Genomic DNA, 23,687 nt, shown 5'->3' with positions numbered 1-23,687 from the left:
GTATATGATGTTTCGGTTTCTATTGATACTCATAGCTTTAGTTTCTGTCCCTAGTTCACACGGATACGAAAGAATGGTCCTACTGGCACCAGCCGTTGGCGATATCGTCATTAAGCTTGGTGCTCGAGATCAAGTTGTGGGTGTAACGCGGAGTAATGAAGATTTTCCTGAGGCGGTGAAGATTGGGTCTCATATCAAACCAAATATTGAGTTGATTAAGGGCTTAGAACCAGACCTGATTGTGGTGAGCTCTGATCGGTTTTTCTCAGACCATCTTGCCGCAAAAGTGGGAGCCGATGTCATTCGATATGACCCATCTAATTTAGCGGAAATTCTAATCGAGATAGATCGATTTGGCGTTTTACTAGAAAAGGAAGCGCAAGCACAGCAACTTGTTCAAAAATTGACGCGGATAAGTGAACAATTACAACCAGTAACAGAAGTGCCAAGTGTGGTTTACGAAATTACCGAAAGTCCGTACATCATTGCCGGTCGTGGCAACATTGTAAATGACATTATTCGCGTTGCGGGTGGAAAACTCATTGCGCCTGCTGATCGTAAATTATTGAAATTCAATGTCGAAAGCGTGTTGATAGAAGACCCTGACTATTACCTTTATCAGGTTGGTCCTATGAATAAAAACCCAACACCACCGTCAGATAGACCCAACTTTACAATGTTGAATGGGCGTGTAGTGCAGGTTGATCAGCTGGAGTTTTCGCGAGCAAACACTAAAACATTTAGGTTGGCGTTAGAGCTCAATCAATTATTTAGCCAGTAATAATCAACGAGCGACTCGAAGATATTGCACGTTACAACAAATACGAATCACATAGAAGAGAGAGTAAAAAGTGTGGGCAAGTTAAAACGATCTAAAAGCAGAAATGATTTACGTGGAGGATATACAACGGGAGCTTGTGCTGCCGCTGCTGCACGTGCTGCTGTGAGGATGCTTCTTTGCCCAAATCCGTTTAAGGACATTGAGATAACGCTGCCGAATAAAGAGCAGGCTAATTTCTCTCTCTCACGGTTAGAAGCGACAAGTTATTCAGAAGAATTAGCCCAAGAAAAAATAAGCTCTGTAACAGCAGGAGTCATTAAGGATGCGGGAGATGACCCGGATTGTACTCATGGGATAGAAATTCAATGTACGGCTAAATGGTCATCGCAAATCGGCGTTGAGTTGAAGGGGGGAAAGGTGTCGCGCAAGTAACACTTCCAGGGCTGGAATTGGCAGTCGGTGAACCAGCCATTAATCCAGTGCCTAGAAAAAATATACTCGCTATGGTTGCGTTAGAGCTGGCACAACATGATATGCAAATCAGCTGCAATAAGGGAATTGAACTGACAATTTCGGTCCCAAGAGGTGAAGAGGTCGCAAAAGAAACCATTAGCGAACGGCTTGGGCTTATTGGAGGCATTTCTATATTGGGCACGAGAGGTACTGTTAAGCCGTATTCAACATCAGCATTTGCTGCTTCAGTTCGACAATCGATTCAAATTGCAAGCGCTAATAACGTTGAGCACGTTGTTCTTACAACTGGCAGTCGTTCTGAAAAATTCGCGATGCAACTGTTTCCTGATTTAGACAGCATCTCTTTTATTCAAGCTGGTGATTTTATGGGTATCGGCTTGCGAGCCTCTAGGCGTTATTGCATAAAAAAAGTATCTATGACGGTAATGATCGGAAAGTTAGGAAAACTACTGTCTGGCAAAATGATGACCCATGTCTCTGGGCATGAGATTGATTTTAACTACCTAAGTCAGCTAGCGGCTCAGGAAGGCTTAAGTGACTCTTTATGTGAGGCTATCCGTCAAGCAAATACAGGGCGACACGTGCTTGATTTGGTGCGAGGCAACAGCGCTCAAAAATATTTGACCCGTCTTTGCGAAGAAGCGGGTAAGCACGCTAAAAATTACGTTTCCAATCAGAATAGCTACAAACAAAGTATGTCAAAAAATCATTGTGATGAACCATTAGAAATTGACGTATTACTCGTCGATTTCGATGGTTGTTTATTGGCTAAATACGATTGTAAAAATGAAATAACAACCGACTCTGAGGGTCAAAAAGGTGGATTAACTATGGACAAAATGCAGCAGATGACCCGTCAGGGACAAGCCATTGAAAACGGTTCATTTGGCATTATTGATAGCGAGATAAAGCAGTTTCATCCTGAACATCAATTTGATGATTTCGAATGGCCAGTGGTCAGACGGGCTATCCATACGACAGGTGATTTTGAGTTTGCGAATTTGTTCCGTTTTAGTGAAAAGGCAGTGGTTCGAGGCATTGAAGCGCTAAAAAATGGTTGCCCGATTATCAGTGATGTCACAATGATAACCAGTGGTCTCAGTGCTCAAAGATTGTCGGTTTACAACAACGAAGCTCATTGCTTCATCAGCGATCCAGATGTGATTGCCAGCGCTAAAGAATGGGGTGACACACGAGCGATATGGGCGATGAGAAAAGCCCGAGATATGGGGCTTCTCAATGGGGCAATTATTGGTGTGGGCAATGCGCCTACAGCATTATTTGAAATACTGAGAATGGTTGAAGCCGGAGAGATAAAACCGGCGCTTATTATTGGAATTCCTGTCGGATTTGTAAAAGCTGTCGAGTCGAAAGAGGCTTTAATAGAGCAAAACAAGGTGTCTTATATTGCCAGTATCGGTCGAAAAGGTGGTAGTCCAATTGTTGTCTCCACCATCCACGCCCTTTTGTATCAGGCAGGTTAGATATTATGGTCAGTATTACCGTGGTTGGTGTTCCAGAAGACGGGTGCTTGAGTCTATCAAGTCGTGCCGTCAGTGCTGTATCAAGCGCTAGAATTGTTGCTGGGCATCCAAGACACTTAACTTGGTTTCCTCAATACAAGGGTGAGTTTATCAATATGGCTCAGGGGTTTTCTCGTTGGCTTAATTTTGTCATCGAAGAGAGCGAAGAGGGCGGCGTTGTAGTACTGGCGTCAGGAGACCCACTTTTTTACGGCATTGGGAATAGTTTAGTTAAAAAAATTGGTATTGAACAGGTGCGTTTTATCCCTTCCGTCAGTTCCCCACAATTGGCCTTTTCTCGTTTAGGGTTACCTTGGAACGATGCTCGGTTTTATTCATGTCACGCTCGAATTTTAAATGGCCTATCTTGTCAGCTTCAACAGGGGGATCTCTTTGCTCTGTTAACCGATCATGTACATACCCCACAAGTGATTGCTCAGCATTTAACTGCATTTAATGAAACACATTGGAAACTGGTTGTTTGTGAAAATCTTGGGTCCAACGACGAGAATATAACGTCTTTTAGCGTTGAAGAACTCGCCAATAGTAGCATTGAATTTTCGTCGCTCAATATTTTGGTCGCCCAGCGTGGTTCAAATTTAAGGTGGGGGGGACAAGGTCAATTTTCAAACGATGAAAGTTATGAGAAGCGCATGCCTAAAAATGGCCTTATTACCAAACAAGCGGTGAGAAACTTAGTGGTCACTAGTTTAAGTATTCAACCTGAAGCAACAGTATGGGATATCGGTTCTGGTTCTGGTTCAGTGGCTATCGAGGCAGGCAAACTTGCATGGAAAGGTCAAGTTTTCGCCGTGGAGTGTAATGAACCTTGTTTTCACGTAATAAAAAGCAATAAACAAGTTCATGCTACAGATAATGTTGCGCTTATTTGTGAAAAGGCACCGCAGTGCTTGAAGTCTTTACCAAATCCAGATGCCATCTTTGTTGGCGGCACGAGAGGCGAGATGGACTCAATCCTGTCATGTGCATGGCATCGTCTAAACCCCAATGGCCGTCTGGTTGTGAGTGCAGTAACCATAGATACCGTAACGGAAGTGTATTTATGGGCGAAAGAAAATGACCTCACTTTGTCAGTTCAAATTATCAATATTTCACAAACTCAGCCTCTTGCTCACTATCAACGCTATCAGGCTGAAAACCCAATTCATCTATTTTCGGTCACCAAAACTTTGCAGGAGAATTTATAATGAGTGCTAACCAACTAGGTCAGCTATATTCCGTTGGTATCGGTACGGGCGACAGCGAACTACTAACGCTTAAAGCTGTTCGCCTGATACAGGAAGTCGACGTATTAGCCATTCCAGAAAAAACTAAGGGCCAAGCTGATTCTTTTGCTTGGGAAATTGTCACTGGAGCAATACAAGAAGAGCAAATTAGTGCGGAACGTTGTTTTCTGCATTTTCCCATGACTCGCGATGCCTCGAAAAATGTACCAGCATGGCGTACAGCTGCTGAAACCATTCTTGACCGCTTAAAGCAGGGAAAGTCAGTGGCATTTGTTACTGAAGGAGATCCATCAGTATTTAGTACATGGGCTTACATCCAAGAAGAATTGGCAGAAATAGCTCCGCAAGTTGTTCCCGTTATTGTCCCGGGAGTTACCTCTATAACTGCAGTACCCGCTGCAACTAAAATTCCTTTGGCTGATGGTAAAGAACGTTTTTGCGTTGTGCCCGCGACATATGGCATTGATTGCTTGGAAAACTTAGTAAAAGAGTTCGACACTATTATGTTGATTAAAGCAGGTCGAATGATTGAGCAACTCTCTGAAAAGTTGAAACAACTAGGGTTGGAAGATACTGCAACGTATGTCTCTCATGCCAGTACTGACCGTGAAGAAATATATACTAAGCTAGAGGATGTGCCAGAGGAACATCGTTATTTCTCCATGGTACAGATCTCAATCCGCTCTCGCAAAGGAGTGCTTCGCGGCACTTCTAATGCTGCGTAAGTAGGACAATGATGAAGCTAGCTATTTACGCGATTACGGTTAATGGAGCGAAGCAAGGCAAGCGCCTTATTAAATCGCTGCCTTTTGCTGACCTGTATGTTTCGGACGCAGCGAAATTTGATTCAAAAGACGCACAACGCCTGACACTGCCCCTTTCGCACTTTGTGGCTGAAAAATTTAGCCAATATGATGGGCATATCTTTATCTGTGCAACGGGTATTGTTACGCGGATGATAAGCCCACTAATAAAAGATAAGAAAGAAGATCCGGCGGTAGTCTGCGTAGATGAACAAGCAAATTTTGCGATTTCAATGTTGTCTGGTCATCGTGGAGGGGCAAATGATCTGACCGTGCGCGTTGCTCATATTGTTAAAGCGACACCTGTAATAACCACAGCGTCAGATGTATCAGAGAGTGTTTCTGTGGATATGCTCGGTGCTCCATTTGGGTGGTACCTAGATCCTCTTTCTGAGTCTGCAATTACGCCAGTTTCCGCTGCCGTAGTAAACGATGAACCTATCATTATTGTTCAAGAAAGCGGAGAGAAAAACTGGTGGAAGTACGACAAACGTATGCCCGCTAATATTCTCTGTAGTCATCAATTAGATGGTATAGACAGCGCTAAATACCGCGGGGCTGTTTTAATCAGTGACAGACTCAAAGATATCAATAATACCGAACGAGATGATGGTAAAGAACGGCTAAAAAACGAATGGCAAAACAAATTAGTGCTTTGGCGTCCTAAGTCCCTAATTTTAGGGATTGGATGTGATCGAAATACACCATTGTCGACTCTGAAGGCAGGAATACGGGCGTTCAGTGCAAGGTTCAATTTGTCCTTAGACTCGGTACATTCTCTAGCGAGTATCGACCTAAAAGCCGATGAAGATGGCTTGTTGGAATTGTCCCAACTAAAACAGTGGCCCTTCGTTACTTTCGCCGCGGAAGAACTTGATGACATTGCTGGTATAGAAAATCCATCTGATTACGTTAAAAAAGTGACGGGAAGCAATTCTGTTGCGGAAGCGGCTGCGTTAAAGCTTAGTAAAACCAATCAATTAGTAGTAGCTAAGTGGGCATTTAAACAAGATGGTTTCAACATGACTATTGCCTGTTGTCGACGTGAGTTCAGTGAATCTTTAGTTCAGCAAAAGAGAAAGAACTGGCATGGGCAAGTGAAACATGGTGGAGAAGGTCGTCATGGTGATGAAAACCCACATTCTATTAAAGAGAAAGTAAACGCCTACGGTAATGAAGTAGCAAAAGGTTTTGAGTGCAAACCAAAACATGTGGATCTTGAACGGCCAATGCTTTTTCATCGCCATCATATTCTTTTGTGTGAGGGCAAACGCTGTGCGAAAGCTGGCAGTAAAAATCTTGCTCATGACTTAAGAGGTCTAGTTAAAAACATGGGCTTATCTACCGGTGACCGCAGGATCAAAATTAGCCGAACCATGTGTGTGGGTTCCTGCCGGAACCGTTCTACCTTAGTGATTTATGAGCGTCCTTTTAAGGATGAAAATTCAGAAGCCTCTTTAGTCAATAATGCGCAATGGCTCAGAAACGTAGAGGATTTTTCAGAGAATCAGTGGCGTGAACTGTTCGCGGCTCTGGCTGAACGTCGTCCTGTTGAGCATGTTGTTGAACAAAAATATTTTGCGGCTGTAGAAAGCCCTGCCAAGGAGACACATTGTGGCTAAATTATCATTGGTCGGGTTAGGTCCCGGCAGTCTAGATTTAATGTCCGTCAAAGCACAACAGGTTGTAAAAAGTGCTGACGTTGTTGTGGGTTACGGCCCCTACGTGAAGATGGTGTCGACACTTATTGACCAACAAGCGTTGGTGAGAACAGGTATGACAAAAGAGTGGCAAAGAGCTGATTCAGCCATTCAACATGTTCAGGAAGGTAAAAATGTAGCGTTGGTGTGCTCTGGGGACGCCGGAATGTATGCTATGGCCCCGCTTATTTTCGAGCTACTTTCTACTCAATCTATACAGATAGAAGTAGAGACAATTCCTGGGATTACGGCTGCTAATGCATGTGCTTCTTTGGTCGGGGCGCCATTAGGGCACGATAGTTGTACTATTTCGCTCTCTGATTTATTGACACCTTGGCAGGTCATTACTAAACGCATTGAAGCGGCAGCGATGGCAGATTTTGCTGTGACGTTTTATAACCCGCGCTCTAAGAAACGTCAAAATCATATCTTAGAAGCCCAACAAATTTTACTCAAATATCGCGACCCAGAAACGCCGGTTGCAGTGGTCAATGCCGCTTATCGTGAAGAGCAGTCGGTCCAGTTATCGACGCTAGAGTCATTTACTAATTTGGATTTTGGTATGAATGCGGCCGTTATCGTCGGGAACAACAGCAGTTATCGTTTCGATAATTGGATAGTGACCCCGCGAGGATACAAAAACAAATATACGTTGGACGATGGAGAGACACGAGAAGGTCAAATTCCAGGACGTTCATTGATTAAAAATCATAAAGTAAATGAGGTGGAATAATGACAGTCTTTTTTATTGGCGCAGGTCCCGGTGACCCAGACCTAATAACGGTTAAAGGTGCCAAACTCGTTGAGCGTTGCCCGGTAATTCTCTATGCAGGCAGCTTGGTACCTAAAGCGGTCATACAGCGCGCGCATCCCGATGCACAGGTACATAACTCCGCGGATATGGACCTTGATGAAATTACCAAAGTTTATACAGATGCTTTTGAAAATGGGCAGGATGTGGCTCGTGTTCAAACGGGTGATTTATCTATCTATTCATCATTGGCTGAACAGACTCGTCGACTAAACAAATTAGGCATAGATTGGAAGGTCATTCCAGGTGTTTCTTCGTTTCAAGCATCAGCGGCAGCACTTGGTCAAGAGCTAACACTACCTGAAGAGTGCCAAACCATCATCCTAAGCCGTGCCTCTGGTCGTACTCCGGTACCGGACAAAGAAAACTTAAAATCGTTAGCCAAACATGAAGCAACATTGTGTCTGTTTTTAAGTGCGACATTGATAAGAAAAGTAGTACGTGAATTGAGTGATGTCTATCCCCAGAACTGGCCAGTCGCGGTGGTAGAAAAAGCGTCTCATCCTGAGCAAAGAATACTTCGCGGTACTCTTGCTGATATTGCAGACAAAATGCACGAAGCCAATATTCGCTCTACCGCCATGATCATTGTAAGCAAGGTATTTGCGATTGATGATTTTGTTGATTCAAAATTGTACGACCCGACGTTCTCTCACGCATGTCGAAAAGCAAAAGTTGTTGAGTTAGAAAAGGAGATTAGTAATGAACAAAGGTAAAGTCTATTTAATTGGTGCTGGGCCGGGCGATCCAGGTTTGCTTACCTGTCGTGCCAAACAGTTGCTTAGTGATTGTGACGTCGTCTGTTATGACAAGCTTGTTGCCCCTGCAATTCTTGCAATGATTCCAAGTAATGTTCAGCTCCATCAGGTTGGATATCGTGGTTATCAGGGTGGGCATATTACCTATGATATGCACCCAGACGTGATGGAGTTCGCATTAGCGGGTAAAACTGTTGCGCGATTAAAGTCAGGAGATCCCTGCATATTTGGTCGGACTACAGAGGAATGCCGAGATCTTAAACAACATGGCATAGCTTACGAAATTGTACCTGGAATCACGGCCGCATTAGGTGCCGCTTCTTATTCTGGTTTTCCATTAACCAGTGGTGGTATTGCGTCCAGTGTGACGTTTGTCAGTGGGCATGAGCATTCTAAAACGATTGCCTCTTGGGGAGAACTTGGGCGTGCTGGAGGTACATTGGTTTTATATATGGGGGCGAAAAAGCTCGCACAGCATGCAGTAAATTTAATGAATAATGGGCGAGATCCCAATACGCCTATCGCGTTAATCAGTTCCGCTACACGTGCTGATCATACTTGCCTGATAGCAACACTTGCAACCATAGGTGAAAAAATTGAAAACAATGAGCTTACTGGGCCTGCGTTAACCATTATTGGCGATGTGGTTTCTCAAAGCAGCGAATTAGATTGGCGTAGTTTATTACCCTTCACAGGAGTGAGTTTTTTGGTATGTGGCCAATATTCAGAATCTAAATTATTGAAAGAACAAGGTGGAGAAGTGATTGAAATCGCTCAACTACCAACAGATTCTTTGTTAGAGGAAGAGGATCTACATTTTTTAGCGAGCCAAAGCGAATTATCGTTTTTGGACTTTACTTCGTTCACTCTTTGGCGACAGGCGATTGAAAAGTATCGCTTTGATATAAGACAGTTTGCAATGCCAATGGGCAGTCAAAGCAGTGCAGTTCGTAGGGCTTTGCGTAAGATAGGTATTAACTGCGCCAATATTTCAGACAAGTCGCTCAAATTGACGGTCGATGAAGCGAGAAGCCTTGCTATTGTTGAACATACATATTTGGTCGGTCGTTATAAAAAACAACCACTCGCTTACGCACTACCCAACATAGATTGGTTATTAGTTGATGATGTGCTTATTGCTCAATCACTTATTCAGCAAAATCCTGACCTTTTGCAAAAGACTCAAATAGTGCCTCTTAATGATCAAGCAAGAACTTGGGCGTTAATGAATAACTACATTTTAAATGAGAATGATATTCCTGACTTTATTGATGATTCTGAGTTGAGCCAATCCTACGAGCGCTCGCATGTTGCTTAATACAGAACTTGCTATCGGACACTCTATGTTTCTCAGTGCGCTGATATTACTTTTTGCGCTCTGGATGGATAGATTACTCGGTGAACCCACAAAATTTCATCCTTTAGTCGGGTTTGGATGGTTGGTTTCAAAAATAGAAATCAGCGCCAGAAAACTGAACTACCTTACTGTAAGGCAGCAAGGGATTGCCGCGTGGGTAATGGCGGTTATACCGGTCACGGCAACGACAGTTGCCTTGTTGGTGCAAGCTGCGCAACTATCATTGGTTTTATATATGGTGCTCAGTACGGTTCTTGTCTACCTAACATTAGGTGGGCGAAGCCTCATAGAGCACGCAGATAATATATATAAACCATTGCAGGCAAAAGATATCACAGCGGCTCGTTCTCAGGTTTCTTTGATAGTCAGTCGTAATACTGAAGACATGAGTGAGCAAAATATCACTTCTTCCACGATTGAATCAGTGCTGGAAAATGGCAATGACGCGGTGTTTGCTCCCATCTTTTGGTTCATCGTTTTAGGTGCTCCCGGGGCTGTGTTATTTCGCTTAGCTAATACGTTAGATGCGATGTGGGGATATAAAACTGAGCAATATCTTAACTTTGGTCGTTTCACTGCCAAAACCGATGACATTTTAGGTTGGTTCCCCGCCAGGCTCACCGCCACTATTTATGCATTTCAAGGGCACTTTAATAAAGCGACAACGTGTTGGCGAACTCAAGCTAAACAGTGCAGCAGCCCTAATGGGGGAGTTGTTATGACCGCTGGGGCAGGGGCATTGAATGTCATTATAGGCGGACCAACTTATTACCACGGTGTTTTACACGATAAGAAACCGATGGGATGCGGAGAGCTCGCAACATGGCATGTAATACCTAAGGCGAATCAACTTATTAGCAGAGGAAGTTTTGCTTTGAGTTATGTCTTAATTGTAACCGCAATAGCGGGGGTTTAGCGATGATAAAACATGGTGGAGATTTGCTTCAAATAGCGAGGCGCTACGGTGGGGAAATTGACCAATGGGTAGATTTATCTACTGGTGTCAGTCCTTACACTTATCCGGTCAGTGACTTACCAATTTCAGTTTGGAACCAATTGCCTCAGGAAAATGATGGATTAGAAGTCGCGGCAAAAAACTACTATCAGTCACCGGAAGAGCCACTAGCGGTTGCTGGTTCTCAAGCGGCAATTATGCTTTTACCTGATACTGTGAAGCAATTTCGTGGTGGTAGAACCGGTGTCGTAGCATTGCCAAAAGTCGGCTACAAAGAACACCAACATGCGTGGTGTAAAAATCGGTCTGGTAGCGAAATTGATGCGTGGGAAGTTATTTGGTATGACGATAGGCTTTCTTCTGAGCAGATAAAGCAATGTGATGTAGTCGTGATCATTAATCCCAATAACCCAACGGGATATCAATGTGATGTTGACTATTTATTAACAATACACCACGAGCTAGCTCAAAAAAATGGCATTTTGATTGTGGATGAAGCCTTCATCGATATCCATCCTGAAAAAAGCCTACTTTCGGTGATCAATGATCTAAAAAACTTAATCGTTTTACGTTCCATAGGCAAGTTTTTTGGCTTGGCGGGAGCAAGAGTGGGTTTTCTTTTTGCTACTGAACCCTTAAAAAATAACGTGGCAGAGCGACTAGGACCTTGGACCGTTACTGGCCCAAGTCGTTGGGTAGTAAAGCATGCCCTCGTTGATCATGAATGGCAAAACAAAGCATCTAAAAAAATAGAGAAAGCGTCGAGTAGATTAAAGACGCTGTTGAGTCACTATTTAACTTCTGATTTTGAAGGTACAGCCCTGTTTACCACTGTCTATGTGGAGAATGCCCCATATTTGCACGATAAGCTTTGCCAAAATCAGGTCTTTACGCGGCTTTGTGATGAAAATAATGCAGTGAGATTTGGGTTGCCAGCGAATGTATTTCAATGGGACAAACTGGAAAGTGCGCTAGTGGCAATCAATCAAGATATGGAGCCGTTATGAGCAACAGAATAAACAAGATTGAACTGGTGTTGGGCGGCGCACGTTCGGGTAAAAGTAGCTACGCGGAACAGGTCGCTAAAAGCTCAGGAAAGTCTGTTATTTATATTGCCACTTCCGAGGTTCTTGATGATGAAATGGCAAAGAGAGTGCAGATGCATCAAGCCCAAAGACCAAAAGAATGGAAAGTGATTGAAGAACCTTTACACCTAGTGCGAGAGCTGAAGTCAAACAGCAAACCAGATAATTGTATCTTAGTGGATTGTATGACCCTGTGGTTGAGTAACTGTCTTTTTTCGGAGTCTCGTATCTCGTGGACTGATTTTAAATCTCAGTTATTACAAACATTGGAGCAGCTCCCTGGTCAAGTCATTCTAGTGACCAATGAGGTGGGCTCGGGCATCGTGCCTATGGGAAATATGAGTCGTCGTTTTGTAGATGAAGCGGGTTGGTTACATCAAGCTATTGCGACTCGAGCAACAAAAGTAACCCTCGTGGTGGCAGGACTTCCAATGACACTCAAAGATCATCAAAAGAAATAGAGGACATCATGTGCTGGCTAAATTTTATAACGCTTAATTCTGTTGCTCCAATTCCTAACCTTCACTTAATTAGCGATGCAGGTGCTGGAGAAGGATTGATGCAACTTCATCCCACAAGAGATACCGAACTCATCGTGTGTGGCAAAGCGAATACCTTACTTAATGGGCAGAGTTTTCCATCTCCAGCGTTAGGCAATGGGTCGGTAACCCCTGCGATTCTTGTTCACGGAGTTTTTCGCGCTTTGCAAGCGCAAGGATATAAAATTCGCCTGCATTGTTATCAACTTGGGCTCGAATCTAAACCGGATTTTAGTGACAGTAAGTTAGATGATGTTGTGACTCACTATTGCAAATTGGGTGAAGAGTCTGAACTTGTCAACAAAGTGCTTATTCCCGAACTTCAACGTCAACATCAAGCCGGTGAGAAACATCTATTGGCTGAGTCTGGTATTGGGGGGACAACGTTTGCGACTCTTTGGTTGCAACGTTGGATAGACAGTGAACTTTCTTTCGCAGGCAGCACGAAAGACAAAGATAAATTAGCCATGAAAAATAGAGTATTGGCAGAGCTGACGGAAATGACAGCATCTTTAGCAAAAAAAGCGAGTTCCTATACAAGTAACCTCAGTTATTCGGATCCGGTCCAGAGGGCTTGTTGCACGTTACTTAATAGTGGTGTTTCTGAGCTCAACTTTGCTGGTGGTGCGATGATTTTTGCGCCTATTGTCGCAATGGCAGAAAATATCAATGTAGCGAATATTTCCGTGGCGACAACCCGATGGGTTATGGAATCGAGGGACGCAAAAATTGCGGCCAAGGCTTTACCAAATCATTGTGAACTGCGCACACCTAATATCGAATTCTATCACTCTAAATTTGAAGCGGTTCGTATGTATGAGCGAGGTTATGTCGTCGAAGGGTGTGGGCTTGGTGGCTGCTTAGATCTTGCCGAGCAGTTAGGTATTCCTAACAGTACTTTGATCGCAAGCTTAGATGATGCGGTTACTCCTTGGTTTTAAGTTTTCACCTCAACGAATTTAATGAGGAATATTATGCAAGCATGTTCTAAAGCACTAATGGTTCAAGGAACGACATCCGATGCAGGTAAAAGCGTTCTTGTTGCAGGGTTATGTCGTGTTCTCGCTAGAAAAGGCATTAATGTCGCTCCATTTAAACCACAAAATATGGCGCTTAATAGCGCTGTCACGATAGATGGCGGTGAGATTGGTCGTGCACAAGCGGTTCAAGCGTATGCATGTAACATAGAACCGACGATAGATATGAATCCTGTATTACTAAAACCAAATACGGATGTGGGTGCTCAAGTTATTATCCATGGAAAGGCTCTGACAGATATGGACGCCAAAACATACCATAACTTCAAACCTAAAGTGATGAAGTATGTGATTGAGTCTTTTGAACGGTTACAAAGTCATTATCAGTCAGTGATGATAGAAGGAGCAGGTAGCCCAGCCGAAATTAATCTTAGAGATCGTGACATTGCTAATATGGGGTTTGCTGAAGAAGCGGATATTCCGGTGATTATTGTGGCGGATATCGATAGAGGTGGTGTCTTTGCACATTTGTATGGAACGTTGGCACTGCTTAGCCCGTCGGAACAGAATCGAGTGGTAGGCTTTGTTATCAATCGCTTTAGGGGGGATGTCACGCTGCTTGAAAACGGGCTGGAATGGTTGGAAGAAAAAACAGGAAAACCGGTAATCGGCGTTCTGCCTTATCTTCATGGATTAATGCTTGAAGCAGAAGATGCGATTAATATTAATCAGCTTTGTAACGATGAACCAAGCCTTAAAGTTGTTGTGCCAATTTTACAACGGACCAGTAACCATACGGATTTTGACCCCCTTAGAATGCATCCTAATGTCGATCTGGTTTTTGTTGGAAAAAATCAACCCCTCCCAACGGCAGATCTGATTATCTTACCGGGCTCTAAGAGTGTTCGATCGGATTTAGCCTTTATTCGAGAGCAAGGCTGGGATACTCAAATAGCTCGTCACGTCCGTTTTGGAGGCAAGCTAATGGGCATTTGTGGTGGTTATCAAATGTTGGGCGAACTTATCTCAGATCCGCTTGGTATTGAAGGAAAAGTCGGTGAAAGTAAAGGGTTGGGATATCTTCCATTAACGACAGAACTTAAGCAGCAAAAACAGCTTAAACGCAGTAAAGGAACATTAACACTGCCTAATCAACAGAGTGTTGAAGTGTTTGGTTATGAAATTCATGCTGGTGAGACTAGCGGAATAACCCGCGATGCTCCAATAGAACTTAGTGATAGAAAAGATGGTGCCATTGGATGGGAGAACCAAGTGTTTGGTACCTATCTACATGGTATTTTTGAAGCTCCAGAGGCAACCGGTACGATCCTTCATTGGGCAGGTTTGACGAAAACCAACGGAGTGGATTTTGCCCAGATGCGTGAAGATGGTATTAATCGAGTCGCTGATGCTATTGAAGAATATCTCGATCTCAAGCAATTGTGGCCAGATCTCGATATCTGGGAGAAATAATAACAATGGACGAAAAATCACAATCCACGACAGTCAGATGTCCTGCACTAGTTGTAGCGGCTCCTAGCTCTGGAAGTGGAAAAACCACAGTTGTCGCTGCAATAGCAAGACATTTTTCGAATCAAGGTTTAAAGGTACGTGTCTTTAAAACTGGCCCAGACTTTATTGACCCTCATTTTCTATCTTTTGCTTCTGGTCATCCGGTCTACCAGTTAGATTTTTGGATGTGTGGTGAAGAGCATTGTAAGCAAATGGTCGCAGAGGCAGCACAAGAAGCTGACCTTATATTGATTGAAGGGGTGATGGGAATGTTTGATGGTGTCTGCTCTACTGCGGATATCGCCGAAACATTGGGTATCCCGATACTTGCCGTGATTGATGCAGGTTCAATGGCACAGACTTTTGGAGCGATAGCCTATGGATTAGCAAACTTTAGGCAAGAAATAGAGATGTACGGCGTTTTTGCGAATCGAGTGGGCTCAGCAACGCATGCTGAAATGTTAAGTGAAGCATTGCCAGAAAACCTGACGTTTTTTGGTTATTTCCCTAAAGATAGTGGTCTTACAATACCAGAACGCCACTTAGGTTTAGTTCAAGCTCAGGAGTTAGAGGATTTAGATACAAAATTGAATCTAGCGGCCTCATTAGTTGCCCAGCACAGTAGGTTAGCCCTTCCTACAGAAGTAGAATTTACGCTTAAGCAAATAAAGCCACAATCACGCATGTTGGACGGAAGGGTGATTGCCGTTGCTAGGGATAAAGCGTTTAGTTTTATTTATCAAGCTAATTTGGACTTATTGGTTGAGATGGGCGCACACATTGAATATTTCTCGCCAATAGAAAAACAGCCTTTACCGCCATGTGATGCGATTTATTTTCCAGGTGGTTATCCTGAATTATATTTGGATGTGTTGTCTGAGCACTATCGCCTTAAAGAACAAGTCGTCAAACACGTTAGTGATGGTAAGCCAATTCTTGCTGAATGCGGTGGGATGTTATATCTGAATAACAGCTTAACCGGTTTAAACAATCAAAAAGTACCATTAGCCTCGATATTGAATGCGAATTCTCACATGCAATCAAAATTAGCGGCTTTAGGGTTAGTGGAGGGAGAATTGACGCCAAATGAAACCTTGCGTGGTCATACTTTTCACTATTCAAAAACAGACTCTCATGAACAAATACTTTGTTACCCTATTTCTCAGCGTGGACGCATATTAGATCCAGTTTGGCAAAAAGGTCAGGTAGTGGCTTCCTATATTCATTGGTATTTTCCTTCTAATCCAGAACTTGTGGCTAAGATTTTTCGAGGTGAACTGTGAAACTGCTGTTAATTCGCCATGGTCAAACCGAGTGGAATTTGCAGAAAAGAATTCAAGGCTGGCAGGACAGTGCGTTAACGAATAGCGGTATCGAGCAACTAAATTGCATACCTATCCCTGATCTTAATAATCCACAGGTGTTTAGCAGTGACTTGGGGAGAGCGTACAACAGCGCCGCAATTATAGCGAAACGTTTAAGCACATATGTAGTGGCAGATGACCGTTTACGTGAAAGGAGATTTGGTCAACTAGAAGGCAAAATAATTGACCAAGATCTTAGTCTTCGAAACCACTGGAATGCTTATCATCAACGATACGTTAGGAAAATTACCACGATTTTTGGTGTTGAATCGGAGGCGCGATTTGAAGATCGGATTTTAGATTTTGTATCAGACAGAGTGGACATTAGTAGCGATTCTGACATGGTAATCGTCAGCCACGGAGAGTGGTTAAGAGCTTTTTTAAATGTGATGAAAGGAATCCCATCTTGGCATTGTGGTCAAGGTATAAACACAAATGCAGGCATGACCATCATCAATTGCCCCCTTCTACAATAGCGAAAGGGAACGAAAAAGTATGCTAAAAAGAGAATGGCAAGTGTTTTTACTTGGAATCTCAATTTTTACGCGGCTACCGATCCCCGTTTCTGTGCCATATAGCGAAACACGTAAAAATGAGTCTTATAAATATTGTGGATTAGTCGGTTTGATTATTGGAGGAATGACAGCATTAGTGTATAGCGCAGCGCTAACGTTATGGTCTACAGAAATATCAGTCGTGATTTCTATGGCCTTTAGCGTCTATATCACAGGAGCTTTTCATGAGGATGGTTTTGCTGACACATGTGACGGTTTTGGAGGCGGCTTCACAACTGAGCGCAAGCTCGAGATAATGAAAGACTCTAGGATAGGCGCTTATGCATTATTGGCCACAGTGCTCATTTTATTACTTAAGTATAGCGCTCTACTTTCATTATTGAACGTTCCAACAGCTCTTGTCCTGGCACATATTTTAAGCCGTTCGATGGCGGTGAGTTTTATCTATACGCACGGTTACGTGCGGCAGGCTGAACAATCGAAATTAAAAGTGTCCAAAAGCAGCAGTAGCCAAGGAGACTTTATTACAATCATGCTCATTGGAATGGCTGCCTGTTTGTTAATTCAAGACATCAGTACAACCATTATGATGATCGCCATGTTACTTATTGCACGGGTTTTTATTAGTCGTTGGATTATTAAGCAGATTGGTGGTTATACCGGAGATGTATTAGGAGCGATACAGCAATTGACCGAAGTGCTCTGCTATTTGATTCTACTCGCGAAGGTGTCGACGAAGGTTTAATCAGGGCCTTCTTCAGCATAAATCAAGCAACAACACACCTCTAGTCTCAATTGAAGTGATTGTATAATTTCCATACGTCTTCATTTGTAGTCGATATAGCTAGAGCTCCTGCGGAAAGGGCCATCGTTGCAGTGTTTTGGTCGCAAATTAAACCACTTGAAATTAGAGGAATGTTAATCTTTGGCAATAACCATTGAGTCACAGCGGGCATGACTCCGGGCATAATTTCTATGCTATCGGGGCGACAATTAGAAATTTGTTTTGGTATATTATGGAATGACTTGGAATCAACAATAAACAATCTCAATATTGTGTAAAAGCCATGCTCTTTAGCAGCCTTCAACATTTGTGATTTTGTACTAATAACTCCATCGGCTTGGGTAACTATCTTTAGAAAATCAACAACAACTTCTTGATTTGACGCTCCTTCTAGAAGGTCAATATGAATAAAGGCCATCTTGCCTGCACCTCTTACTCTATTTACAATCTGTCCAATATTGCAAATGTTGCCGTAAAGAATGAATATAATCTTGCAATCGCTCTCTAACGCTTTGTCCAAACTAGCGGTGTCTTTTACCGAAGCAATAACTCGATTGCTGTTAAGTAGCCTTCTAATCGTCATGGTTTATTAATTCTTGTATTATGGGAGCGATATTATGGCACATCAACCGTATTAGCTATGTTAACTAGCTTCTGTTTCACAAGATAAGAGGTTAATAACTAGATATTTTTGATCCCATTTTGTGGAAAGTAAGCCCTAGAACAATCAAAAAAATAGGCTCTATAAATGAAATATTAGAACCTATTTGACTGACGAAATATTGATTGATGTTTGACAGATTTTACGCAGGATCTGCACCCACAATAGGTGACTGTTTATGATTGCCAGCATCAACTATTTGTGCCTTACGATAAATCATTGTAACAAATACCCCTATTAGTCCAATTACTGCGCTAACGATAAAGTAAGCTTGATATCCCCCTTCATTGCCAAACGTATTCCATAAATAAGTGTTGATTTGAGGGATAACAATATCTGGAAGGTAACCGATAAATGAAATAGAACCGATTGCCGTACCCATGATAGCAACGTTAATTTTGGACTGCCCTAATAGAGACCAATAAGTACCTCGTATCATGTATATAAATAGCCCAGAAAGAACAACAAGTGCACTAATAATCAGAGATGAAAGGGTGTTAGGAAAGATAACCATCAGGCCAAGGCAAGTACATCCACCTAAAAGTGAGCCACCAATAGTAATTTCTTTACCAATTCTATCTGCCAAATAACCACCGATAACTCCTCCCACGGGACGCATCCAGAGCACTGCAACCATGATTGAGCCTACCGTAACCGGTTCCATACCAATATTTGATTGCAAATGCCCTCCCCAATAATAGTTCGTCCAAAATACGGTGTAACCAGCAAAAATGATGAAGCCATGGAGATAGATGTATTTGTTTTTAAATACTTCCCCCAAATATGACAACTTGAAGCCGTCTTTTTGTTTATCTTGTGTTTTTTTAGTCGTCGCTACGGCTGCGGATTGGCTATCGTCTTTCACGAAGATAAAAACTAGAACGGAACATAGTAGCAGTACTGTAGAGTACATATAAATAATCGACTCTAGGGCCATCTTTTTGTCTGATACTTCGTTACTATCCCCAAGTACGCTGGAGAAAATGGCTAGAGCAAAACTAGCCAGTAGTGCTTCTACAAGACCTCGTCCCCCATCAAGAATACCGAAAAATCGCCCATCTTCTTCTACTGAAGAGAGCATTTTTACGACTTTCATATGAGAACTCCAGAAAGTGAATACTGAGAAGACTCCCCATATTGCAAAAATAAATACGACATATTGATAATCAGGAACTTGAGCAAACCATATTCCACCAAGACCCGTACCTAGCAAAGAAAGGGCTAATAAGTTTTTAGCAGAAAATTTGTCGCTAAGTACACCACTTGGAAAATAGCCGATAACAAACACTAACCCTAGTACAGAATAAATGCTATTCATCTGTGTTAAGCTCATGTTGAATACTTCTAGTATAGTTTCTTGGTACTGAGCTTTAAGGTAAATCAGCGGATAAATAGCCCCCGCAGCTAATATCACAAGAGCAAATTGTAAATATCTTCCTAAATTATTAGTTTTCATATTTTTTCCTTAATTAGCTTTCACGCCTGGGTTACAGAGCGGTATTTTGTTGCGCCAATAGGTCGATCACTATGGCAATAGCGATCGATAGTATTGTGGAAATATACATGTTGTATGAACAGAGGCCCTGTTATCAGTCGACCAAAGGACTCAGCTTTTGTAGCAGAGGATCTAGGCTGAACTGTATGTTTGAGTAAACCTCAGCATTAAGCAGATTGTAGAAAGTGTGAACTTCTGTACTCGGATTGAATACATGCTCAATATTAACCATCTGTTCAATGGCTTCTTCATAGCTATTGAAGGCGTCAACGGCCATCGCGGCATTAATTGCACAACCTACAGCTGCAGATCCGCGCATTTCATTTCGGCTAGCAGGTACACCAAAAGTATCGGACAGAATTTGCATAAATAGGTCACTATTAGCGCCACCTCCTGAAACGACTAACTTTTTAGTAGGAATGCCTAGTTCTTCTGCCATTTTGTCTACGTGATTTTTCAACGTAAAGGCTAATCCTTCCAATAGAGAACGATACATATGGGCTCGGGTATGACGGCTATCAAATCCAATCATTGCCCCTTTGCGAAATTCCGCATGTGGTGGGGCAGCCCAATCATGGAGTGTTACAAGACCTTCGCATCCTGGTGGAATCTTTTTGGCTTCAAGTCCCAGTAACTCTTCTATTTGCATGTGTTTGTTTTCGGCATCAGCTAGCGCAGATTCACCGAAATTGTCTCTAAACCAACTTACTGTCCACATGCCTAAGCGTACCCCCCAGCATTCGTAGATATAACGGTGGGGGATTGAGGCTTGAAATGGCCAATAATCTTGAGAGTCCTGTACGTATTCTTTGCCTTGAGTTAGTGCGGCAATATAAGTTCCGAGAGAAATGAGTATTGTCCCTTCATCTAATGCGCCAGCACCTAACGCTTCTACGGCTTTGTCGTGTGCAGTAGCGATAACCGGTAAGCCGCTTGGCAGTCCAAGTTCCTCTGACAATTCTTTCCTCAGTTGACCAAGTTCTTCGCCAGGCTTAACTAAATCAAATACCATGTCTCGACTTAAATTGCATGATTTCCACTGCTCAGGATCGTTACTCCAATCGAGCGTTTTGTCATCCATAGGCCACCAACCGATATAATTGGCACAAGTATCTTTGTACTCTCCGGTAAGGCGGTGAGTGATATAACCAGAGCTAGTGCTGACAAAATGAGCATCTGTAAATTCACTGCTTGGCTGAAATGGATAGTTCAATCGTTTATCCATCCAACCAATAACAGGATAGGCTAAAGACCCATCTGCTTTTAGCACGGTTCGACAGCAACGAATAACACAAAGGCCCATTGCTTGTATATCATTAGGGTCTAAGTGTTTGTTTTCAAATTCTTTCATTACTTTAGTAAAAGCAATTTTCAATGAGTCCCATAGATCATCTTCTGGATGAATAGCCAGCAGGGGAGCTGGAACTTGAATTTTCTGAAGTTTTTTAACCCCTTGGCAAATGATATGACCATGAGTATCGAAAATAACTACTTTCGCACTTTGCGTGCCGATATCAACACTCATCAAATATTTATTTTTCATTTTATTTCCTTACAGATAAAACGTATTTAATATTCTTATTTGCTATGAAATCAAACAATATACATTTATGTAATTAATTATTTAGATGCAAAAAAGAGAAAAGTAACTCCCCCTAGTTAAAGGGAAGTTACTTTTCTCTCTTATCTATTAGTAACTGATTTTATTTATAACATTTGAAATATAATTAAATCTGTGAAATAAGTCATGCAAAATTGACCTTGTCGTTTCGGTGTGTATTTTTGTTTCTATTATGTGACAGTGACCACATAAATTTATCATATTAATTTCTATTAAATGACGATATATTTCTTATCAAATCATTAATAAATATAATTAACAAAAATAAAACTCATTTAAAATATATGTGAAAAAGATCACAGTAATATTGAAAATTATCATGCTATAAATATAGACAGTTACTTAACGAGACGAAGAGAAAAGTAACTTCCCTTACGGGGGAAGTGTACTTTTCTCTTTTTTTGCCTTTATCGCGGAGTGTATTCACATGAAAACAGAAGACTTTTCTTTAGATTTTTCTCTCTTAAAGGAAAAAATGCAATTGTTACTGGTGGAAATAGCGGACTAGGACAGGCGTTTGCAATGGCTCTAGCAAAAGCAGGCGCGAATATATTTATCGCAAGCGTTATTGATGATCAGGGAGAGACTCAAAAAATACTTGAAAATGAGGGGATTAAGGTTTCATTCTTCAAGTGTGACCTGACAGAAAAGGGAGTGCCAGCACAAGTAATATCAGCATGTGTAGAAACACTAGGAAGTGTAGATATTTTGGTGAATAACGCTGGCATGTGCTTTGTTGAGCCTGATGTGACAAAGTTTGATCGAGATAAATGGGACCCTATGGTTGCACTTAACTTGACGGCCGCTTTTGAGTTAAGCCACGAAGCAGCAAAAGTGATGATTCCGCAGAATAGCGGAAAAATAATCAATATCTGTTCTATGTTTTCTTTTCTTGGTGGGCAATGGTCTCCAGCTTATTCGGCAACAAAGCATGGTATTGCCGGTTTAACAAAAGCTTATTGTGACGAACTGGCTCAATTTGATATTCAGGTAAATGGTATTGCTCCAGGTTATTACGCAACAGATATTACTTTGAAAACTCGATCAAACCCTGAAGCAAATCAACGGGTTTTGGATCATATTCCGGCCAATCGTTGGGGACAGACTCAAGACTTGATGGGGACAATGGTTTTTCTAGCAAGTAAAGCATCAAATTATGTAAATGGCCATATTTTAGCAGTTGATGGTGGTTATTTAATGCGCTAATTAATAGTGCCAAGTTATTTAGTAAATATAATATAAATAGGATATTAAAATGGCGTTATCAAGAGATCAAATTGTAGATAAAATCTCAAACATTATCGGTCCGAATAATGTTGTGACTGATGAAGAAGTATTAAAAGAAAATAGCCATGACCGTTACAGGAAATATGAAACTTTGATGGGTTTGTATCGTTTGCCTCTTCCTGCAGCCGTGGTTAAAGTGCACAGCGCTAAAGATGTTTCGCTAGTGCTCGCATTCTGTAACGAACACAAAATCAACGTTGTTCCTAGAACTGGTGGCACAGCGACAGAGGGTGGATTGGAAACAATCGTAGAAAACTCGATTGTTATTGATGGCTCAGAAATGAGCAAGATCATCGAGATTAACGAAACGGATATGATAGCAACCGTTCAATGTGGTACTCCATTGCAGGTGCTCGAAGATGAAGTACGCAAACTTGGTTTAACGACGGCTCATTCTCCACAGTCGAAACCAATAGCGCATATGGGTGGACTGGTTGCAACCCGTAGTATCGGTCAGTTCTCCACGCTTTACGGTGGTATAGAAGATATGCTTGTAGGTATTGAGGCCGTATTTCCCGATGGTCATATCGCTAAGGTGAAGAATGTGCCAAGACGAGCTTGTGGCCCAGATATTCGTCATGTGGTTATGGGTAACGAAGGTGCACTTTGTTTTATTACTGAGGTATCCGTAAAACTCTTTAAGTATATACCTGAAAATAATCAGTTCCTTAGTTATCGCCTAGATGATATGAAAACAGGTTTTGAAATTTTGCGTGAAGTTATGGTCAATGGGTATCGCCCTTCTATCGCTCGCCTCTATGACGCGGAGGATGGGTCTCAGCATGGCTTTGATCAGTTCGCATTAAATCAGTGTGTACTTATATTTATGGCAGAAGGCCCCAAACCTCTTGCAGACGCGACCGTCAGCGGAATCGAAGAAATTATGCAAGGGTATAAAGAAGAGTGCACACAGGTAGATAGTAAAATCATAGAGACTTGGTTTAGTAACTTGAATTGGGGACCAGACAAGATTGAGGCTGAGCGCGAAGTGATGAAGCAACATCATCATATGGGCTTTACAACAGAGGTTTCAGGTAACTGGAGCATTATCTACGATATCTATGAAAATACTCTTAACCGTATTCGAGAAGAGTACCCACGTCTTAAGGATGTAACTATGTTAGGGGGCACTCCTCACATAGCTACCTAACCGGTACTAATGTGTATTTTGTCTATGATTACAAAGTAAAAGATTGTGCGCCTGAAGATGAGCTGATGACTTACCATCAGGCAATACATACCATCATTATAGAGGAGACGCTGAAAGCGGGTGGTTCAATTGGTCACCACCATGGTATCGGTAAATATCGTGCCGACTGGACACTAGAAGAACACACAAGTGCCTACTATATGCTTGAAGGTTTAAAGAAACAATTCGACCCGAACGGTATTATGAACTACGGAACCATCTTTCCTGTTCCTGGGTATCCGAGGTAAC

General features: G+C 42.2%; 22 protein-coding genes and 1 pseudogene. 20 read left to right on the top strand and 3 right to left on the bottom strand.

Translation table 11 applies throughout. The features are described 5' to 3' along the window. The first annotated feature begins 73 nt into the window (after positions 1-73). The 17 genes and pseudogenes from PGX00_RS16945 to PGX00_RS16865 all read left to right on the top strand — a co-directional run bounded on the left by PGX00_RS16945 (position 74) and on the right by PGX00_RS16865 (position 17,146). Positions 74-781 (top strand): ABC transporter substrate-binding protein, encoded by a 708-nt coding sequence (locus PGX00_RS16945; RefSeq protein WP_272138763.1) that lies wholly within the window; start codon positions 74-76, stop codon positions 779-781. A 168-nt stretch (positions 782-949) separates the two neighbouring features. Beyond that, positions 950-1,953 (top strand): annotated as a pseudogene (locus tag PGX00_RS22995) (cobalt-precorrin-5B (C(1))-methyltransferase); the annotation flags it as partial. Further along, positions 1,951-2,739 (top strand): precorrin-8X methylmutase, encoded by a 789-nt coding sequence (locus PGX00_RS22990; RefSeq protein WP_407702412.1) that lies wholly within the window; start codon positions 1,951-1,953, stop codon positions 2,737-2,739. The pseudogene PGX00_RS22995 and the gene PGX00_RS22990, both read left to right, overlap by 3 nt. Before the next feature lie 5 nt (positions 2,740-2,744). Then, positions 2,745-3,986, top strand: coding sequence for a precorrin-6y C5,15-methyltransferase (decarboxylating) subunit CbiE (cbiE, locus tag PGX00_RS16930; protein WP_272138756.1), 1,242 nt, complete (start codon positions 2,745-2,747; stop codon positions 3,984-3,986). Further along, on the top strand, positions 3,986-4,750 hold the full coding sequence (cobI, locus tag PGX00_RS16925) for a precorrin-2 C(20)-methyltransferase (protein ID WP_272138754.1): 765 nt from the start codon (positions 3,986-3,988) through the stop codon (positions 4,748-4,750). The genes cbiE and cobI overlap by 1 nt, the downstream gene beginning before the upstream one ends. A gap of 8 nt (positions 4,751-4,758) precedes the next feature. Continuing rightward, a complete protein-coding gene (locus tag PGX00_RS16920) occupies positions 4,759-6,450 on the top strand; it encodes a cobalamin biosynthesis protein (RefSeq protein ID WP_272138752.1) in 1,692 nt (563 codons plus the stop codon). After that, positions 6,443-7,261: a precorrin-3B C(17)-methyltransferase gene (gene cobJ / locus PGX00_RS16915; RefSeq protein ID WP_272138749.1), complete on the top strand. Its 819-nt coding sequence runs from the start codon at positions 6,443-6,445 to the stop codon at positions 7,259-7,261. Before PGX00_RS16920 ends, cobJ begins: the two co-directional genes overlap by 8 nt. Then, positions 7,261-8,055 carry a precorrin-4 C(11)-methyltransferase gene (cobM, locus tag PGX00_RS16910; RefSeq protein WP_272138747.1) on the top strand — a complete coding sequence of 265 codons (795 nt, stop codon included), beginning with the start codon at positions 7,261-7,263 and terminating at the stop codon, positions 8,053-8,055. The genes cobJ and cobM overlap by 1 nt, the downstream gene beginning before the upstream one ends. Then, complete coding sequence (cobA, locus tag PGX00_RS16905) at positions 8,042-9,415, top strand: uroporphyrinogen-III C-methyltransferase (RefSeq protein WP_272138745.1); 1,374 nt, start codon at positions 8,042-8,044, stop codon at positions 9,413-9,415. The genes cobM and cobA overlap by 14 nt, the downstream gene beginning before the upstream one ends. Further along, positions 9,405-10,370 carry an adenosylcobinamide-phosphate synthase CbiB gene (gene cbiB, locus PGX00_RS16900; RefSeq protein ID WP_272138743.1) on the top strand — a complete coding sequence of 322 codons (966 nt, stop codon included), beginning with the start codon at positions 9,405-9,407 and terminating at the stop codon, positions 10,368-10,370. Before cobA ends, cbiB begins: the two co-directional genes overlap by 11 nt. A 2-nt stretch (positions 10,371-10,372) precedes the next feature. Continuing rightward, complete coding sequence (gene cobD, locus PGX00_RS16895) at positions 10,373-11,416, top strand: threonine-phosphate decarboxylase CobD (RefSeq protein ID WP_272138741.1); 1,044 nt, start codon at positions 10,373-10,375, stop codon at positions 11,414-11,416. Beyond that, positions 11,413-11,955, top strand: a complete 543-nt coding sequence (gene cobU, locus PGX00_RS16890; RefSeq protein ID WP_272138739.1) for a bifunctional adenosylcobinamide kinase/adenosylcobinamide-phosphate guanylyltransferase — start codon at positions 11,413-11,415, stop codon at positions 11,953-11,955. The genes cobD and cobU overlap by 4 nt, the downstream gene beginning before the upstream one ends. A gap of 8 nt (positions 11,956-11,963) precedes the next feature. Then, a complete protein-coding gene (locus PGX00_RS16885) occupies positions 11,964-12,974 on the top strand; it encodes a nicotinate-nucleotide--dimethylbenzimidazole phosphoribosyltransferase family protein (protein ID WP_272138737.1) in 1,011 nt (336 codons plus the stop codon). Between the two features lie 33 nt (positions 12,975-13,007). Continuing rightward, positions 13,008-14,483, top strand: coding sequence for a cobyric acid synthase (locus tag PGX00_RS16880; protein WP_272138736.1), 1,476 nt, complete (start codon positions 13,008-13,010; stop codon positions 14,481-14,483). A gap of 5 nt (positions 14,484-14,488) precedes the next feature. Next, complete coding sequence (locus PGX00_RS16875) at positions 14,489-15,805, top strand: cobyrinate a,c-diamide synthase (protein WP_272138734.1); 1,317 nt, start codon at positions 14,489-14,491, stop codon at positions 15,803-15,805. After that, a complete protein-coding gene (locus PGX00_RS16870) occupies positions 15,802-16,362 on the top strand; it encodes a histidine phosphatase family protein (protein WP_272138732.1) in 561 nt (186 codons plus the stop codon). The genes PGX00_RS16875 and PGX00_RS16870 overlap by 4 nt, the downstream gene beginning before the upstream one ends. A gap of 19 nt (positions 16,363-16,381) precedes the next feature. After that, a complete protein-coding gene (locus PGX00_RS16865) occupies positions 16,382-17,146 on the top strand; it encodes an adenosylcobinamide-GDP ribazoletransferase (RefSeq protein ID WP_272138730.1) in 765 nt (254 codons plus the stop codon). A 46-nt stretch (positions 17,147-17,192) separates the two neighbouring features. On the opposite strand, the gene PGX00_RS16860 is transcribed toward PGX00_RS16865, so the two are convergent. The 3 genes from PGX00_RS16860 to PGX00_RS16850 all read right to left on the bottom strand — a co-directional run bounded on the left by PGX00_RS16860 (position 17,193) and on the right by PGX00_RS16850 (position 20,884). Next, entirely contained in the window at positions 17,193-17,768 is a 576-nt protein-coding gene (locus PGX00_RS16860) for a glycerol-3-phosphate responsive antiterminator (protein ID WP_272138727.1), read from the bottom strand. Positions 17,769-17,988: 220 nt separating this feature from the next. After that, positions 17,989-19,302, bottom strand: coding sequence for an MFS transporter (locus PGX00_RS16855; protein ID WP_272138725.1), 1,314 nt, complete (start codon positions 19,300-19,302; stop codon positions 17,989-17,991). Between the two features lie 133 nt (positions 19,303-19,435). Further along, positions 19,436-20,884 carry an FGGY-family carbohydrate kinase gene (locus PGX00_RS16850; protein WP_272138722.1) on the bottom strand — a complete coding sequence of 483 codons (1,449 nt, stop codon included), beginning with the start codon at positions 20,882-20,884 and terminating at the stop codon, positions 19,436-19,438. A 495-nt stretch (positions 20,885-21,379) separates the two neighbouring features. On the opposite strand from PGX00_RS16850, the gene PGX00_RS16845 reads away from it, so the two are divergent. Genes PGX00_RS16845 through PGX00_RS16835 form a run of 3 tightly spaced genes read left to right on the top strand, consistent with a single transcriptional unit; the run spans position 21,380 to position 23,686 of the window. Next, a complete protein-coding gene (locus PGX00_RS16845) occupies positions 21,380-22,168 on the top strand; it encodes an SDR family oxidoreductase (protein ID WP_272138720.1) in 789 nt (262 codons plus the stop codon). A gap of 49 nt (positions 22,169-22,217) precedes the next feature. Further along, complete coding sequence (locus PGX00_RS16840) at positions 22,218-23,399, top strand: FAD-binding oxidoreductase (protein WP_272138718.1); 1,182 nt, start codon at positions 22,218-22,220, stop codon at positions 23,397-23,399. Positions 23,400-23,410: 11 nt separating this feature from the next. After that, a complete protein-coding gene (locus PGX00_RS16835; RefSeq protein ID WP_272138716.1) occupies positions 23,411-23,686 on the top strand; it encodes an FAD-binding oxidoreductase in 276 nt (91 codons plus the stop codon). Position 23,687 lies beyond the last annotated feature (1 nt).

This window comes from Vibrio algarum, from assembly GCF_028204155.1.
Lineage (GTDB): Bacteria > Pseudomonadota > Gammaproteobacteria > Enterobacterales > Vibrionaceae > Vibrio > Vibrio algarum.
This window is presented reverse-complemented; position numbering and strand designations above follow the sequence as displayed.

What these genes read in the sequence shown, in the direction of transcription:
- PGX00_RS16945 (WP_272138763.1), top strand. Translation starts at nt 74, where the DNA reads ATGGTCCTACTGGCACCAGCCGTTGGCGATATCGTCATTAAGCTTGGT.
- PGX00_RS22990 (WP_407702412.1), top strand. Translation starts at nt 1,951, where the DNA reads ATGTCAAAAAATCATTGTGATGAACCATTAGAAATTGACGTATTACTC.
- cbiE (WP_272138756.1), top strand. Translation starts at nt 2,745, where the DNA reads ATGGTCAGTATTACCGTGGTTGGTGTTCCAGAAGACGGGTGCTTGAGT.
- cobI (WP_272138754.1), top strand. Translation starts at nt 3,986, where the DNA reads ATGAGTGCTAACCAACTAGGTCAGCTATATTCCGTTGGTATCGGTACG.
- PGX00_RS16920 (WP_272138752.1), top strand. Translation starts at nt 4,759, where the DNA reads ATGATGAAGCTAGCTATTTACGCGATTACGGTTAATGGAGCGAAGCAA.
- cobM (WP_272138747.1), top strand. Translation starts at nt 7,261, where the DNA reads ATGACAGTCTTTTTTATTGGCGCAGGTCCCGGTGACCCAGACCTAATA.
- cobA (WP_272138745.1), top strand. Translation starts at nt 8,042, where the DNA reads ATGAACAAAGGTAAAGTCTATTTAATTGGTGCTGGGCCGGGCGATCCA.
- cbiB (WP_272138743.1), top strand. Translation starts at nt 9,405, where the DNA reads ATGTTGCTTAATACAGAACTTGCTATCGGACACTCTATGTTTCTCAGT.
- cobD (WP_272138741.1), top strand. Translation starts at nt 10,373, where the DNA reads ATGATAAAACATGGTGGAGATTTGCTTCAAATAGCGAGGCGCTACGGT.
- cobU (WP_272138739.1), top strand. Translation starts at nt 11,413, where the DNA reads ATGAGCAACAGAATAAACAAGATTGAACTGGTGTTGGGCGGCGCACGT.
- PGX00_RS16885 (WP_272138737.1), top strand. Translation starts at nt 11,964, where the DNA reads ATGTGCTGGCTAAATTTTATAACGCTTAATTCTGTTGCTCCAATTCCT.
- PGX00_RS16880 (WP_272138736.1), top strand. Translation starts at nt 13,008, where the DNA reads ATGCAAGCATGTTCTAAAGCACTAATGGTTCAAGGAACGACATCCGAT.
- PGX00_RS16875 (WP_272138734.1), top strand. Translation starts at nt 14,489, where the DNA reads ATGGACGAAAAATCACAATCCACGACAGTCAGATGTCCTGCACTAGTT.
- PGX00_RS16865 (WP_272138730.1), top strand. Translation starts at nt 16,382, where the DNA reads ATGCTAAAAAGAGAATGGCAAGTGTTTTTACTTGGAATCTCAATTTTT.
- PGX00_RS16860 (WP_272138727.1), bottom strand. Translation starts at nt 17,768, where the DNA reads ATGACGATTAGAAGGCTACTTAACAGCAATCGAGTTATTGCTTCGGTA.
- PGX00_RS16855 (WP_272138725.1), bottom strand. Translation starts at nt 19,302, where the DNA reads ATGAAAACTAATAATTTAGGAAGATATTTACAATTTGCTCTTGTGATA.
- PGX00_RS16850 (WP_272138722.1), bottom strand. Translation starts at nt 20,884, where the DNA reads ATGAAAAATAAATATTTGATGAGTGTTGATATCGGCACGCAAAGTGCG.
- PGX00_RS16840 (WP_272138718.1), top strand. Translation starts at nt 22,218, where the DNA reads ATGGCGTTATCAAGAGATCAAATTGTAGATAAAATCTCAAACATTATC.